At 57.3% G+C, this 15,180-nt stretch carries 11 protein-coding genes; 7 read left to right on the top strand and 4 right to left on the bottom strand.

Annotated elements, in window-relative coordinates:
- Positions 1-59: 59 nt before the first annotated feature.
- Positions 60-1,874 carry a glycoside hydrolase family 15 protein gene (locus tag ACVLVH_RS09775; protein WP_498949306.1) on the bottom strand — a complete coding sequence of 605 codons (1,815 nt, stop codon included), beginning with the start codon at positions 1,872-1,874 and terminating at the stop codon, positions 60-62.
- A gap of 117 nt (positions 1,875-1,991) precedes the next feature.
- Between ACVLVH_RS09775 and ACVLVH_RS09770 the strand changes: the two genes are divergently transcribed.
- Complete coding sequence (locus tag ACVLVH_RS09770) at positions 1,992-2,768, top strand: SDR family oxidoreductase (RefSeq protein ID WP_110865774.1); 777 nt, start codon at positions 1,992-1,994, stop codon at positions 2,766-2,768.
- Here the strand turns inward: ACVLVH_RS09770 and ACVLVH_RS09765 are convergent, their stop codons facing one another.
- Positions 2,769-3,344 (bottom strand): DedA family protein, encoded by a 576-nt coding sequence (locus ACVLVH_RS09765; protein ID WP_110865775.1) that lies wholly within the window; start codon positions 3,342-3,344, stop codon positions 2,769-2,771.
- A gap of 166 nt (positions 3,345-3,510) precedes the next feature.
- Between ACVLVH_RS09765 and ACVLVH_RS09760 the strand changes: the two genes are divergently transcribed.
- From ACVLVH_RS09760 to ACVLVH_RS09750, 3 genes are all read left to right on the top strand, one after another.
- Positions 3,511-4,098, top strand: coding sequence for a Yip1 family protein (locus ACVLVH_RS09760; protein WP_101763159.1), 588 nt, complete (start codon positions 3,511-3,513; stop codon positions 4,096-4,098).
- 222 nt (positions 4,099-4,320) lie between these two features.
- A complete protein-coding gene (gene pbpG, locus ACVLVH_RS09755) occupies positions 4,321-5,250 on the top strand; it encodes a D-alanyl-D-alanine endopeptidase (protein WP_137385419.1) in 930 nt (309 codons plus the stop codon).
- Positions 5,251-5,504: 254 nt separating this feature from the next.
- Entirely contained in the window at positions 5,505-7,946 is a 2,442-nt protein-coding gene (locus ACVLVH_RS09750) for a DUF3772 domain-containing protein (protein ID WP_101763157.1), read from the top strand.
- Between the two features lie 313 nt (positions 7,947-8,259).
- Here the strand turns inward: ACVLVH_RS09750 and dld are convergent, their stop codons facing one another.
- A complete protein-coding gene (gene dld, locus ACVLVH_RS09745) occupies positions 8,260-9,969 on the bottom strand; it encodes a D-lactate dehydrogenase (RefSeq protein ID WP_312465215.1) in 1,710 nt (569 codons plus the stop codon).
- Between the two features lie 154 nt (positions 9,970-10,123).
- Between dld and bglX the strand changes: the two genes are divergently transcribed.
- Both bglX and ACVLVH_RS09735 read left to right on the top strand, forming a co-directional pair.
- Positions 10,124-12,421: a beta-glucosidase BglX gene (bglX, locus tag ACVLVH_RS09740; RefSeq protein ID WP_498949304.1), complete on the top strand. Its 2,298-nt coding sequence runs from the start codon at positions 10,124-10,126 to the stop codon at positions 12,419-12,421.
- Between the two features lie 145 nt (positions 12,422-12,566).
- Positions 12,567-13,430 carry an oxygenase MpaB family protein gene (locus ACVLVH_RS09735; protein WP_192414235.1) on the top strand — a complete coding sequence of 288 codons (864 nt, stop codon included), beginning with the start codon at positions 12,567-12,569 and terminating at the stop codon, positions 13,428-13,430.
- Between the two features lie 3 nt (positions 13,431-13,433).
- Here the strand turns inward: ACVLVH_RS09735 and ACVLVH_RS09730 are convergent, their stop codons facing one another.
- Positions 13,434-13,727, bottom strand: coding sequence for a hypothetical protein (locus ACVLVH_RS09730; RefSeq protein ID WP_110865780.1), 294 nt, complete (start codon positions 13,725-13,727; stop codon positions 13,434-13,436).
- 225 nt (positions 13,728-13,952) lie between these two features.
- Here ACVLVH_RS09730 and ACVLVH_RS09725 point away from each other — a divergent pair, with 225 nt between their 5' ends.
- Positions 13,953-15,065 carry a suppressor of fused domain protein gene (locus tag ACVLVH_RS09725; RefSeq protein WP_498949302.1) on the top strand — a complete coding sequence of 371 codons (1,113 nt, stop codon included), beginning with the start codon at positions 13,953-13,955 and terminating at the stop codon, positions 15,063-15,065.
- Positions 15,066-15,180: the final 115 nt, after the last annotated feature.

Genomic DNA, 15,180 nt, shown 5'->3' with positions numbered 1-15,180 from the left:
CGCAATTCCTTGTCTTTACCCGATAATTCCCTTCGATCCGCAGCCCAAAATGTGAATTTTTACGGCTGCCACAGCGTCACTTCATTACTCAGTTTACGATTGAGGAAAAAAGCGGCACTGATTAACGCCAGATGCGTCAACGCCTGCGGCATGTTACCCAACGCTTCGCCGTGTGAGGTGAACTCTTCGGCGTACAAACCAAGCGGATTGGCGTAACTCAGCAGCTTTTCAAACTCAAAATGCGCCTCATGTACGCGACCGGCTCGCGCCAGACACTCCACATACCAGAATGAGCAGGCACCGAAAGATCCTTCTCCGCCGGTTAAAGCATCGGCAGGCGTCTCGTGAATGTTATAGCGTCGGACTAAACCGTCGCTCACCAGATGCGTTTTAATCGCGTCCAGCGTCGAAATCCAGTCGGGATCGGTGGAGCTGACAAAGCGCACCAGCGGCATCAGCAGCATCGAAGCATCCAGGAAATTACCGCCGCGCGTCGCGGTGAAATGGCCCAGCTCCGGGTTCCAGAAGTTCTGCCAGATATCGTCGCGGATCTCGCTGCGCACCTTATCCCAGCGGTCGTACGGCATCGGCAGCGAACGTTTCAGGCCAAGGCGCAGTGCGCGATCGAGCGCGACCCAACACATCAGGCGTGAATGCAGGAAATGTTCCGGCTCGCCGCGCATCTCCCAGATCCCGGCATCGGGCTGATTCCAGTTCACGCAGACGTAATCGATCATATCGGAGACATACTTCCAGCCGCGATGCGAAATTGCCTCGCCATATTTATTGGCGAGGTAGATGGCATCCATCAGCTCGCCGTAAATATCGAGCTGCGTCTGGCGCCAGGCATCATTGCCGATGCGCACCGGACGTGAATTGGCGTAGCCGGAAAGATTGAGCAGCTCGGTTTCGTGTAGCTCGGTGCCGCTGTCGAGGCGATACATCACTTGCAGGTGCGGCGTGTCGTCGTGGCTGTGCTCGACGCAGCGGCCGACCCATTTGGTAAAGTCGCGCGCTTCTTCGGTGTAGCCGAGGCGCATCAGCGCGTACATGCTGAATGAGGCATCGCGGATCCACGAGGCGCGATAATCCCAGTTGCGCTCGCCGCCCAACTCTTCGGGTAAGCCGAAGGTGGCGGCGGCGGCGATGGAACCGTGCTGATGCGAAGTGAGTAACTTCAGCGCCAGCGCCGAACGCGTCACCATCTCCTGCCAGCGGCCGCGATAGGAACTGTGGCTGCTCCAGCGTCGCCAGTACTCCAGCGTGTCGTGGAAACAGTGCTCGGTGGCGATGGTGGCCACGTTAGGATCGTCATCGTTACCAAAGACAAACTCAGCGGTTTCCCCAGCTTTCAGGGTAAATTCCGCCACCGCGCTGTGGTTCTCGCGCGTCATCACCACTGAAGCGCTGAGGCGCAACGCCGGTTGTCCCGACGCAAGGAAAGCGATACCGCCGGGCCGCAGTTCGGTGGTGGTTTCGGCACGCGCGTAGTCGTGGCGTGGCGCACACAGCAGATGAAAGGTGGCGGTGCCGCGTACCATCTTTACGCGGCGCACGATACGCGGCACTTTGCTCTGCTCATCGCAGATCGGCATGTAATCGGTGATCTCTGCCACGCCCGCGTCATCCAGCCAGCGGGTTTGCAGAATATTGGTATCCGGTAAATAGAGCTGTTGCTGGCGGGCATTTTTCCAGTCCGGCGCGAGGGAGAACAGGCCGGCCACATCGCTGTCCAGTAGCGCGGCGAAAATTGACGGGCTATCAAGCGCCGGCCAGCAGAGATAATCGATGGTGCCATCGTTAGCAATCAGTGCGCAGGTGCGTAAATCACCAATCACGCCATGGTCGTCTATTCTGCGTTTAATCTCGCTCATCGTGCCCCCTTTGCCGTAGGTAATTGTTAACTATAGACGAAACGGCAGATTCGGCGGCCCCGAGGCACAGAAGGATAACTTCTATACTGTAAAGACACCCTCAATCAGGAGAATGTTATGAGCTTAGGAAAACAGAAAGTCGCTGTGGTTACCGGATCCAGTTCAGGCATTGGTCGCAGCTGTGCGGTGATGCTGGCCGAAGCGGGTTATACGCTGGGCATCACCTGGAGTTCGGATGAAGAGGGCGCCCAGGAAACCGCGCGCATGGTGGAAAGCCGTGGACAGCAGGCGCAGGTGCGGCAGGTTGATCTCTCCGATCCGCAAGCCGGCGCACAGCAACTGACGCAGCTGATCAACTCGCTGGGGCGCATTGACGTATTGGTGTGTAATGCCGGCGTGATGACCAAAGCCGACTTTCTCGATGTCACCTTTGAGGATTGGCGCAAAGTGTTCAACGTGGATGTCGATGGCGCGTTTCTTTGCGGGCAGATTGCCGCGCGCCATATGGTTGATCAGGGCGACGGCGGACGCATCATCAACATTACGTCGGTGCATGAACACACGCCGCTGCCGGATGCCACCGCCTATACCGCTGCCAAACATGCGCTCGGCGGCTTGACCAAATCGATGGCGCTGAGTCTCTTACCGCACCACATTCTGGTGAACGCGGTCGCACCGGGCGCAATTGCCACGGCGATGAACGATATGAAAGATGACCAGCAAGGACGACGTATGCCGGAAATCCCGATTGGGCGTCCCGGCGATACGCGTGAAGTGGCGAGTTTAGTGGCGTGGCTCTGTTCGGAGTGGGCAACTTATACCACCGGACAATCGTTTATTGTCGACGGTGGTTTCATGTTGGCCAATCCGCAGTTTAAGGGGTACCACTCGTAATCAACCGGCGCGGCGGTGATTCCAGTGGCGAATGATGTAACGCAAGACGATGCCAAAAATCACCGCCGCCGCCAGCCATAACAGCGGCTTGAGGTGCTGATCGATCTTGTGCAGCCACGGCGCGACAATTTGTCCGGCAAAGTAGCCAAGCGAGACAAAGATCAGCGCCCACAGCGCCGCACCAATCACGTTCAGAATGAAGAAACGCAGCGGCTTGAGGCGGCTGGTGCCAATAATGATCGGCCCGACAATGCGAAAGCCGTACATAAAACGCACGCCAATCACGAACAGGCTCGGGTGTTTTTGAATGAGCCGCTTAGCCTTACCAATTGTTTCCTGATGTTTACTGAAACGGCGCAAAATGCGCGTGCCATAACGGCGTCCCAGCCAGAACAGCAGCTGATCGCCAATAATGCCGCCGATCATCGCCGCCAGCACCACGCCGCTGAAGTGCAATAAGCCTTCATGCGCCGCCACACCGCCTAACAACGTGAACGTTTCCCCTTCGGCAATACAACCAATCAGCAGCGCCAGATAACCGTATTGGGTAATTAATCCATTGATATCGAGATGCAAATTATCCTCCCTGCAAAGTGTGAAATCGCTATTAGTGTATACCAGCGGCTTAATTTGTGTGGTGGCCCGCAAAAACGGTGACGACGATTATACTTGAGCTAACGCTGCCTCCGTTGATCAGGCCGTTGGCTGTAAGGGCAGCCCATCGCAGCAAAGGAGTAAATGTATGAATCATGTCTGGGGTTTACTGGCGCATCCAGGTCAGGAAATGCGCGATATTAAACAGGAAAATGAGAGCGTTTCGCACCATTACACCCATCATGTTCTGCTAATGGCGGCGATCCCGGTGATCTGCGCCTTTATCGGTACCACGCAGCTGGGCTGGAATTTGGGCGAAGGGCAGTTCGTACAACTCAATCTACTGACCGGTATCGGTCTCGGCATTCTGTTCTATCTGATTATCCTCGGCGGCGTGGCGGTAATGGGCCGCGTGATCCACTGGATGGCGCGTAACTATCCGCAGCGTCCCAGCTTGCAGCGCTGTACGGTGTTTGCCGGCTATGTGGCCACGCCGCTGTTCCTCAGCGGGCTGGTGGCGCTCTATCCGCTGGTGTGGCTGTGCGTGCTGGTGGGCGCGATGGCGCTGGTTTACACCGGTTATCTGCTTTACGTCGGCATCCCGGTGTTCCTGAGCATCGACCGTGATGAGAGCTTGCGCTTCTCCGGATCGACATTGGCGATTGGTGTGCTGGTGTTTGAAGTGCTGCTGGCGCTGACAGTGGTTCTGTGGGGTTACGGGCCACGATTGTTCTGAGGAAAGCCTGGTCGGCATCAATGGCGACCTTCCCGCAACACGCACCTATCTCATAAGGTCGTCATTCATGGCGACCTTTTTAACGCCCGGAAACAATCTCAATAAGAAATTTCTCAGGTAAGTGCGTATGATACTGCTGCCAGCCCGCATCCCGTCTGGATTGTTGCGGGCGGCCTGTGTCTCAACACAGCGCAAAACTCCTGACCGGATTTTTTTGACACGATGTCTGCAAAAATGCGTATTTCCTTGCTGTCGCTGGCGCTGTTTGTCGCCGCGCCAGCCGCTATAACGCCCGCGCTCGCTGCGCCGGCGGCACTCGCAAACCTGGCGCCGATTGCCCAACCGCAAATCGCCTCCGGCAGTGCCATGATTGTCGATCTGGAAAACAACAAAGTGCTGTTTTCCAGCCATCCTAACCGCGTACGTCCGATCGCCTCACTCACCAAAGTGATGACGGCGATGGTGGTGTTGGATGCCAAACTGCCGATGGATGAAATGCTGTCGGTGGATATCAGCCATACCGCTGAGATGCGCGGCGTGTTCTCCCGCGTCAAACTGAACAGCGAAATTAGCCGCCGCAACATGCTGCTACTGGCGCTGATGTCCTCGGAAAACCGCGCTGCCGCCAGCCTGGCGCATCACTATCCGGGCGGTTACGATGCGTTTATTCGCGCCATGAACGCCAAAGCACGCTCACTTGGCATGACGCACACGCGCTATGTCGAGCCAACGGGCCTGTCGATTCAGAACGTTTCCAGCGCGGAAGATCTGGTCAAGCTGTTGAAAGCCACGCGACAGTACCCGCTGATTGGCGAACTGAGCACCACCAAAGAAGACACCGCCGTATTCAAACATCCGAGCTACGCGCTGCCGTTCCGTAACACCAATCATCTGGTGTACAAAAACGACTGGCGCATCCAGCTGACCAAAACCGGTTATACCGATGAAGCCGGGCACTGTCTGGTGATGCGCACGGTGATCAACAACCGTCCGGTGGCGCTGGTGGTGCTGGATGCCTTTGGTAAATATACCCATTTCGCCGATGCCAACCGCCTGCGCGACTGGCTGGAAACCGGCAAAGCCGCACCGGTTCCGGCCGCTGCGCTGGCGTATAAGAAGCAGAAATCAGGTTTGACCGCGAATAATGAATAACTGGATTTAAAGCACGCACATACCGTAGCGGCGCAATCTATTGCCCATTGCAGATTCTGCAGGATGCGCAATAGATTACGCCGCTACAGATTGTGCGTTGTGTTGTTAAGCTCATCTGCAAAAACGCTTATCGTTAGCGCCAAAGTTTTACACCTTCATTCCTATAGTTTCAGTGTCGGCAACGTCTTAAACTAGCCGCCATTCACGATCGCACTTGCGTTTATCGGCTGTTATTACGCTGGAATCTCATTCATATGTTCAAGTTTCGTCATCTGTTTACCCCGTTTTTACTGCTGCTTGTGCTGTTAGCTCCCACGCTGAGCGTGGCCGCAGATACGCCGCCCAACGATCAGGCGGAGGACGCCGCACCCAAGGTGAATGCCTCGGTCGAGCTGCCTAAGATGCAGAAAATTCTCGACAAAATTAAAGGCCAGGTCTCGGGCGATACCAATGAAAGCCAGCTCAACCAGCTTAATGAGATGGCGCTGGAGCTTTCCGGTAATGCCGAAACCCTCGGCCAGGCGTTGATCCCGCAGGGCCAGCAATTGGATGCACAATTGGCGGTTCTTGGCCCGGCACCGAAAGCCGATAGCGGCGTGAAAGAGACGCCTGAAGTGACGCGCAAACGTGCGGCGCTGGAGAGCCAGAAAGCCAAGCTGGACGATCAGATCAAACAAGCCGATGGCATCAAAAACGGTGCGCTGGTGCTGTCATCGCAGATCGTCAACCTGCGTCGTGACCAGCTGAAAAGCCAGCTGGCGCTGAACTCTGGCAGTATCCTTGGCCCGCGCTTCTGGGCGCCGCTGGTTAGCAGTCAGGATCTTGATGGCGAGAAGATCAGCGAGTTCATTACTGAATTGCAGGACACCGCCGCGCTGTCGTGGGAATCTGGCTGGCGTTTCGGCACCGTGGCCTGGCTGTTTGCCGCGATGCTGGTGATGACGCTGGGCCGTCGCTACAGCGAAGAGTTCTTTGCCTGGGTCAGCATTCATAAGATGCCGGAAGGGCGCTTACGTCGCAGCTTCCTCGCCGCCACCACCGCGCTCACCACGCTGGCCGCGGTGGTGATCACCTTTAACTTCATCGCGCTGGCCTTTACGCGCCGTGATGAAGTCTCGGGTGATGTGCAGGATTTTGTTGATCGCCTGGTGCAGCTCAGCGTCTATTGCGGCTTGATTGCCGGCTTAGGCCGCGCGTTCCTCTCCACACGTCGCCCAAGCTGGCGTTTGCCGGCCATCTCCAACGAAGTCGCGCAAGCTCTGAAGCCGTTCCCGCCGTTCACTGCGGCGCTGGTGTTTATTTTCCAGACGGTGGAAGCCTTCAACTACAGTGTCGGCACCAGCCTGAATACCACCATTTTTGCTAACGGCTTGACCGCGCTGCTGATTGGCAGCACTGGACTGGCGATCGGCATGCGCATCAACCGCGTACGCCGTCGCATGGTGCAGGAAGGTCAGCAGCCTGAAGCGCGTTCAACGCTGGTGGGATTGGTGCAGCTGGCGCTGATGCTGACGGCGCTCGGCATCCTGATTTCACTGATCATCGGTTACGTCACGCTGGCGCGCTTCCTTAGCTATGAAGTGATTTGGTGCGGCATTTTGTTTGGTTCGTTCTACTTCCTCAGCCATCTGGTGAATGACGGCTGCGAAAGCCTGTTCTCCACCAGCAATGCCACCGGCAAGCGCCTGCAAACCACGCTGAATATTGATGAGCGTTACCTGCAACAGGCGGCGACGCTGCTCAGCGCGCTGGGTAAAACCGTGCTGATTGCCATTCTGGCGCTGGCACTGCTGAACGGCACCTTTGCCTCATCAACGCCAATTGAGCTGATCCAGAAGGTGATTGAGTTCTGGGGCGGCAAAGGGCTGGAGTCACTGAACATTGTGCCGGCGCACATGGTCAACGCGATTCTCTGTCTGGTGGTGGGCATTTACGTGCTGCGTTCGGTGCGTCGCTGGCTGGATAAAGATTTCCTGCCCAAAACCACCATGGACGTCGGCATGCGCGTGTCGCTGGTGACGCTGTTCAGCAATATCGGTTACGTGCTGATTATCCTGCTGACGCTCTCGATTATGGGCCTGCAGTGGAACAAACTGGCGTGGATTGTGAGCGCCTTGTCGGTCGGTATCGGTTTCGGCTTACAGGAGATCGTGAAGAACTTTATTTCCGGCCTGATTCTGTTGACCGAGCGTCCGGTGAAAGTGGGCGATCTGGTGAGCATCAGCGGCATTGAAGGGGATATCCGTCGTATTAACGTGCGCGCCACCGAAATTCAGCTCGGCGACAAATCGACGGTGATTGTGCCGAACTCGCAGTTTATTTCGCAGAACGTGCGTAACGCCACCATGGGTAACGCGCAGGGCGTGGTCACCATCTTGCTGACGTTCCCGCTGGATATCGATCCGGTGCGGGTGCGTGAAATTCTGCTGGAAGTGTATCAGGAGAACGAACGTATTCTGGAGACGCCGGAGCCGTCCGTGTCGTTCAAAGATTTGACGCCGGCGGGTATCGTGTTGAGCGTCACCGGCAACGTTGCCGGTCAACGCCAGATTTCCGGTGCCAAGAGCGATCTGCTGTTCGATATTCTGACGCGTCTGCGTAAAGAGGGCATTATGCTTTCGACGCCGCAGACCATGATCATCGAGCGCCGCGCCGTGGCCGCAGCACAAGATCAGCAAAGCGATCCGTTGCCATAAATGCGTAGGGTGGCCATTTATGGCCTAATGCTCGTCAGTTAAGCCGACGACGAGTGCGCAGGCCGGGGCCATTTTTGGTCCGGCGGTCCTCGCGCCGCTTGCGCGGTACCTTCACTTCGCTCGTTTGCCTGACGGACCGGCGGAGACGGGACGTCCCTGTCCCGGCTCCGCCTTTCGCCCGCGTCCTGCGGGCTCTCCTGGCTTCCTCGCTTCGTTCAGCGCTGCGGATTGCCGGCCCAAAAGCGTCCCCGGCCTGCTCCGAAGCTTCAGTGAGTGCTGCTAAAAAGGGCACCTTTACCGCCACCGCCCGGTCTCAAACTTTCACCGCCCAACCCTTCTGCTTACTGGTTTTCCCAATTCCTGGATTAAAACTGTTGGTGGGATCGAGCTGCTGATAAAACGCCTGCAGCTGCGGTTTCGCCTGATACAGATGGCCCACGTTATGCTCGGCCGGATACTCGGCGCCGCGCGCGGCTAAAATCGCCAGCATCTTCTCTTTTAACGCATGTGCATCCACGCCTTTTTTCACGATGTAATCCTGATGGAAGACGTGGCAGAAGAAGTGGCCGTAGTAGAGACGGTGGATCAGATCGTTATCGAACTCGGGCGGCAGGCGTTCAAACCACGCTTCATCATTACGACGCAGCGCGATATCCAGCGCCAGAATGTCTTCCACTTCATCGGCATGCACCGCGTGATAGCGCACCGCAGCACCGGCGGCGGCAAAGCGATGCAGGAACGCGTGCGCGCCCTCTTTGGCGTCACAGGCGAAGAACGCGCCGCCGCCTTCGCGGAAATATTCGGTCAGATAGGCCTGCGCTTCGGCGACGCCGTCGCCGGACATCTTCAGCATCAGGTGATGCTCATATTTGTCGCGATACTGCTTCAGGCGTTTAGGCAGATGCGCCGGTAACCAGCTGCTGATGCGCTGCAATAAATGATCGGTGAGATGCGGTTTCACCCAGCTCAGCTTGCCCAGCCAGGCATCCACGCGGCCTTTCAGGGTGAAAAACAGCGGCATTTTGTCGGTGCCGAGTTTATCAATCATCACGAAGGTATCTTTGCCGTACACCTCGGCGATGTCGAAAATGTCGCGGTGCATATATTCGCCCGCCACCGGCAGATGGGTAAATTCCGCCAGTATATGGCGGCGAATATCGCCCAGTTCCGCCGGATTATTGGTGCCGATGTAGAACACCTGTTGCTGCGGTTCGGTGGGGAAGGTATCCAGACGCACGGCAAACACCGCCAACTTACCGGCGCAGCCGGAGGCTTCAAACAGGCGACGCTCATCGGCGTTGAAGCGCGCTGGCGTCTCTGCATGGATATCGCGCACGCGTTCGGCGTATTCATGATCCGAGGCGTGGCGTTCATCCCAGCGCACATCGCTCTGCTGCCAGCGATCGTCATCCAGCCGACCCAACATCTCTTCCGGCGAATGGCCGAGATCGATGCCGAGATGGTTCACCAGCTTGAGTTTGCCGCTGGCATCAATCTGCGCAAACAGCGCCATTTCGCTGTAGGCCGGACCGCGTTTGATCAGCGAACCGCCCGAGTTATTGCAAATCCCGCCCATCACCGAGGCGCCAATGCAGGAGGAACCGATCACCGAATGCGGCTCGCGGCCAAGCGGCTTCAGCGCTTTTTCCAGCTGATACAGCGTACTGCCGGGGAAGGCGAGGATCTGTTTGCCGTTGTCGATCAGCTGCAACTTATCCAGACGCAAGGTGCTGATGATCACCACTGGACGATCGTAATCGTTGCCGTTTGGCGTGGAACCTTCGGTCAGGCCGGTGTTGGCGGCCTGCATCAAAATGATCGCATCGGCGCTCACCAGCGCCTGCAACGCACGCCACAGCTCAAGCAGCGAACCGGGAAAAATCACCGCCAGCGCTTCGCCTTCGCCCGAGCGAAAACCTTTACGGTAGCGCGCGGTCTGTTCCGCGTCGGTTAACAGGTTCGACGATCCGACCAGACGACGCAGTTCGGCGAGCAGAGTAGGGTGCGAAGTGTTGTTATTCATTGGCCTATCCTTGTCTTTAACATGGCGCTTTTACTGTAGCATGCGCCAGCGACAGGAGCGCGGTGTGACATGGCGGCTACCTGCTATCCTCATCTTGTGGCAAACTGCCCCGGTTATTTCGATATTGCGCAGTCACTTAAGAGAACCCGACCTGATGAAATGGATTTACTCTGTTAGCCTCGCTGTCTCCTTAGCCATGCAACCCGCTTTCGCGGACGATCTGTTTGGCCCACATCCGATGACTGAACAGGCGCGCGACGCCTTTGTGAATCAGCTGCTCAGCAAAATGACCCTTGATGAAAAAATCGGGCAGATGCGTTTGATCAGCGTAGGACCGGATACGCCAAAATCGGCGATTCGCGACATGATTCAGCACGGTCAGGTCGGGGCAATTTTTAACACCGTGACGCGTCAGGATATTCGCGCCATGCAGGATCAGGTGATGCAGCTCAGCCGCCTGAAAATTCCGCTGTTCTTCGCCTATGACGTGGTGCACGGTCAGCGCACCATTTTCCCGATTCCACTTGGCCTGGCGGCAAGCTGGGATCTGGATGCCATCGCCGAGGTGGGACGCGTCTCTGCTTATGAAGCCGCGGATGACGGCCTCAACATGACGTGGGCGCCGATGGTTGATGTGTCCCGCGAACCTCGTTGGGGACGCAGCTCGGAAGGCTTTGGTGAAGACACCTTCCTCAGCGCGCAAATGGGCAGCAGCATGGTGAAAGCCATGCAGGGCAAAAGCGCGGCGGATCGCTACTCGATCATGACCAGCGTGAAGCACTTCGCGGCCTACGGCGCAGTGGAAGGTGGACGAGATTACAACACCGTCGACATGAGCCCGCAGCGTCTGTTCCAGGATTATCTGCCGCCGTATAAAGCCTCATTGGATGCGGGCAGCGGTGGCGTAATGGTGGCGCTTAACTCATTGAATGGCACACCGGCCACGGCAGACAGTTGGCTGCTGAAAGACATCCTGCGCGGCGACTGGAAGTTCAAAGGCATCACCATTAGCGATCACGGTGCGATTAAAGAACTGATTAAACACGGCGTGGCCAGCGATCCACAGGATGCGGTGCGCATTGCGATGAAATCAGGCATCGACATGAGCATGAGCGACGAGTACTACAGCAAATATCTGCCGGGCCTGGTGAAGAGCGGCGCGGTGAGCATGGCGGAAGTGGACGATGCCGCGCGCCATGTGCTGAACGTCAAATATGACATGGGCTTGTTTAACGATCCTTACAGTCATTTAGGGCCGAAAGAGAGTGATCCGCAGGACACCAATGCGGAAAGCCGTTTGCATCGCGCCGAAGCGCGTGACGTGGCGCGTAAAAGCATTGTGCTGCTGAAAAACTGGCGCGAAACGCTGCCGCTGAAGAAAGACGCCACCATTGCGTTAGTGGGTCCGCTAGCGGATAGCCAGCGCGACATCATGGGCAGCTGGTCGGCCGCCGGCGTGGCGAAACAGTCGATTCCGCTGCTGCAAGGCGTGCGCAATGCGATGGCGGGCAAAGGCACGGTGCTGTACGCCAAAGGCGCTAACATCACCGACAACAAAGGCATTCAGGACTTCCTCAATCTGTATGAGCAGGCGGTCAGCGTGGACAAGCGTTCACCGCAGGAGCTGATTGACGAAGCGGTAGCGCAGGCGAAAAAAGCTGATGTGGTGGTGGCTGCCGTGGGTGAAGCGCAAGGCATGGCGCATGAAGCCTCCAGCCGCAGCGATTTGGTGATCCCGGAAAGTCAGCAGAAGCTGCTGGCCGCACTGAAAGCCACCGGCAAACCGCTGGTGATCGTGCTGATGAACGGCCGTCCGCTGACGGTGGTGAAGGAAGATCAGCAAGCCGATGCGATGCTGGAAACCTGGTTTAGCGGCACCGAAGGCGGTAACGCGATCGCCGATGTGCTGTTCGGCGATTACAACCCGTCGGGCAAGCTGCCGGTCTCCTTCCCACGTTCGGTGGGCCAGATTCCGATTTACTACAACCACTTGCCAACCGGTCGTCCCTACAACTTCGTCAAGCCGAACAAGTACACCTCGCACTACTACGATGCGGTGAACGGTCCGCTTTATCCGTTTGGTTACGGCCTGAGCTACACCAGCTTCACGGTGTCGCCGGTGAAGATGTCGTCACGCACTATGCCGCGTAACGGCTCGGTGGAAGCGTCAGTGACCGTGACCAATAGCGGTAAACGCGATGGTGCAACCGTGGTGCAGCTCTATCTCAACGATCCGGTCGCCAGCATTAGCCGTCCGGTGCAGGAGCTGCGCGGCTTCCAGCGCATCATGCTGAAAGCCGGTGAATCGCAGACCGTGAAGTTTAAGATCGACGTTGATGCGCTGAAATTCTGGAACCAGAAGATGCAGCAGGTTGCCGAGCCAGGCAAATTCAACGTGATGATTGGACTGGATTCAGTGCGCACTCAGGATGCGCAGTTTGATTATCTGTAATCGCTGATGCCCCTCACCCTAACCCTCTCCCGCACGCGGGAGAGGGAACCGATGGGTGCGGTATTCAATCCCGGCTCGATCCTCTCCCTCTCCCGCGTGCGGGAGAGGGCCGGGGTGAGGGCAACAACCGCACAAGCACAAACCCATGAACATCCGCGAACGCATCCAACAGCAAGTCTTCCGCCTCAACGGCCTGTCACTCAACGAATTCGACATTTCGCAACCGCCTGGCGATCCCGGCTTATTTGGCCCGGACCACGTAATCTGGCGCGTCCATGGCGACTTCCCCTCGATGCTGTGCGGCGGTATCAGCGCCTTAATGCTGCAGATGCTGCATCCGGCGGCGCTGGCGGGCGTGTGGGATCACTCCAATTTCCGGCAGGACATGATGGGCCGCCTGCGGCGCACCAGCCAGTTTATCGCCGTCACCACCTTCGGTAACACCGCCGATGCCAACATCCTCATCGACCGCGTCAAACGGATTCACCTGCGCGTCACCGGTGTCGATAACGCGGGCAAGCCGTATGCCGCCAGCGATCCGCATCTGCTCACTTGGGTACACGTCGCGGAAACCAGCCGTTTTCTGGCGGCGCATCTGCGCTACAAAAATCCGCAGCTCAGCCTGGCCGATCAGGATCGTTACTATCAGGAAGCGGCATTAGTTGCCGAGGCGCTTGGCGCACAGCGGGTGCCGAAAAGCGTGCAGGCGGTTGAGGCGTATCTACAGATGATGCGGCCCGAGTTGCTCTGTGATGCGCGCACGCTGGAGGTGATGCAATTGCTGATTAACGCGCCTGCACCTAGCTGGCAGGCGAAACCGGCAATGCGCGTGATGCTGAAAGCGGGAATGGGATTGTTGCCTGACTGGGCACAACAGCAGATTCAGCAGCCAGTTGGGCCGCTAACGCAGTGGCGTGTGGATCGGGAAATGGCGGTGATTGCGGGGCTGCTGCGCTGGTCGATTCAGCGCGGCGCTTATACCCGCGCCATGCAGCGCATGGGCCGCTAAGCGTTACAAATGCAGCTCATCCTCTTTCTGCGTGTAGGTGCGCGGTGTGCGCGCTTCACGTTTTAGTGCCTGCTGACGTTGCTGATAATGGTGCAGCATCATGCCAAGTCCGAGGCCAATCAGCGCCAGCGGCAGCAGGCTGTAATAGATATCAAGCGGTAATAACACCAGCAACGCCACGCCGCCCAGCAATAGCGTCAGCGACGTCATCACCCATGTATAACGGATAAACAGCCACACCAACATCGCGAAAATAACCACGTCACGCAGGTTCAGATCGAGGTTTTGCAGCACCATGATGGCAGCTCCAAAGAGGTGAATGCGCAAACCATATCACGCGAAATTGTAAAAGAATCGCAAATTAATCTGAAGCTTGTCAGCGTGTTAAGCGGCAATTGATAAGCCGCACTCATCTTTCCCTTCTGGCACTTTGAGAGTTTTACCCTTGTGTCACATGGCACGAGTGCCGATCCTGCTCTATTCTCGGGGAAAATGGATTCCTCCAGGTAATATCGAGGCGTTATGACCCACCAACCTCTGATTGCTGAGGTGCCGAATCAGCAACACACACTAACCGCGATCGTCGAGCAGGATGCGCGTACGGCCTATTTTTATATCTGGCCGAATGACCTGTTTCGCAGCCAATACGCGGTGCGCGGCTGCTGGCTGCGTAACCTGCTGCCTGCGCCCGCGCAGGAAGATCGTGAAGCGATGGAGCAGGGCATTGCACCGCTGCTCAGTGCCGAGTATTGCCGCACGCTGGAAGCCGAGCCGATGCTCGATCCCGCCGGCTTGCAGGTGCTGTGGGAGCCCAGCGACGACGGCGCCGCGCTGTGGTATTACGGCCAGCTGCTGGCGGTGATCCCTGGCTGGAGTCTGTATCAGGATAAGCAGGTGAGTTTTTCTGCTGCCTGCATCAAAGAGAATCGCCTGACCGCACCGCTGGGATCGGCCTCCACCAACGATTACTACGCGCGCGCTGAACAGCAGCGTCACTTCTGGCGTGACTGGCACGACGGACACTTGTGGGATGTGGTGCAGCGCGAGCTGATGCAGTGTTATCAGGCGCAATTTGGCGAATCGGTAAAATATTACTCCATCGATCAAGGCAACTGGCCGCCAATGGCGATTTCGCAGCACTTGCACAATGGCGTTTGGTATTTCCTGACGCTGGGCATGGGGATCCGTCCGATGCCGCAGGTGGATCACCTGTTTGACGAGCTGGCGCCGCAGTATCGCCGCGTCGAGCTGGCGATGGCGGTAGACGGTGAAGTGATGACCGAAGCCAATGCAGTGCAGATGGCGAGCGCGCTGGCTGAGTTTGCCCATCTGCCGTGGGCGCGCCTGACCTGGATTGGCGAAGGGCATACGCTGGCGTCGGAAGTGGCGCCGGTTGGCTTTGAAAGCTTCCTGCTGGCCAACGATCTCGCTCCCGAAGCGGCGCAATTCCGCCTGCCGAAACGCGATGGCGACCGCGTGAATCTGCTGTGGTCCACGCCAATTACCGAAGCCGAACGCCAGTTTGCGCAGGCTGACGATCGCGATGGGCAGCAGCTGCTGCAACGTTTGCTGGCGGACGGCAATAATCATGTGTTCCGGCCGCGCCAGGAAGTGGTTGAAACTCCCGCTCCGTAAATCAGGTCGGCATCGATGCCGACCCTACGATTTTAAATTATCACCCAAATCAACTATTTCACTGCTTTGTGATCGTGCTCACCTCAAGTTCCCCATTAACACGCCGTTAACCTCG

The sequence above is a fragment of the Kluyvera sp. 1366 genome (genome assembly GCF_054823405.1).
This window is presented reverse-complemented; position numbering and strand designations above follow the sequence as displayed.

Excerpts from the sequence above, each read along its gene's own strand:
- ACVLVH_RS09775 (WP_498949306.1), bottom strand. The coding sequence starts at position 1,874 with ATGAGCGAGATTAAACGCAGAATAGACGACCATGGCGTGATTGGTGAT.
- ACVLVH_RS09770 (WP_110865774.1), top strand. The coding sequence starts at position 1,992 with ATGAGCTTAGGAAAACAGAAAGTCGCTGTGGTTACCGGATCCAGTTCA.
- ACVLVH_RS09760 (WP_101763159.1), top strand. The coding sequence starts at position 3,511 with ATGAATCATGTCTGGGGTTTACTGGCGCATCCAGGTCAGGAAATGCGC.
- pbpG (WP_137385419.1), top strand. The coding sequence starts at position 4,321 with ATGTCTGCAAAAATGCGTATTTCCTTGCTGTCGCTGGCGCTGTTTGTC.
- ACVLVH_RS09750 (WP_101763157.1), top strand. The coding sequence starts at position 5,505 with ATGTTCAAGTTTCGTCATCTGTTTACCCCGTTTTTACTGCTGCTTGTG.
- dld (WP_312465215.1), bottom strand. The coding sequence starts at position 9,969 with ATGAATAACAACACTTCGCACCCTACTCTGCTCGCCGAACTGCGTCGT.
- bglX (WP_498949304.1), top strand. The coding sequence starts at position 10,124 with ATGAAATGGATTTACTCTGTTAGCCTCGCTGTCTCCTTAGCCATGCAA.
- ACVLVH_RS09735 (WP_192414235.1), top strand. The coding sequence starts at position 12,567 with ATGAACATCCGCGAACGCATCCAACAGCAAGTCTTCCGCCTCAACGGC.
- ACVLVH_RS09730 (WP_110865780.1), bottom strand. The coding sequence starts at position 13,727 with ATGGTGCTGCAAAACCTCGATCTGAACCTGCGTGACGTGGTTATTTTC.
- ACVLVH_RS09725 (WP_498949302.1), top strand. The coding sequence starts at position 13,953 with ATGACCCACCAACCTCTGATTGCTGAGGTGCCGAATCAGCAACACACA.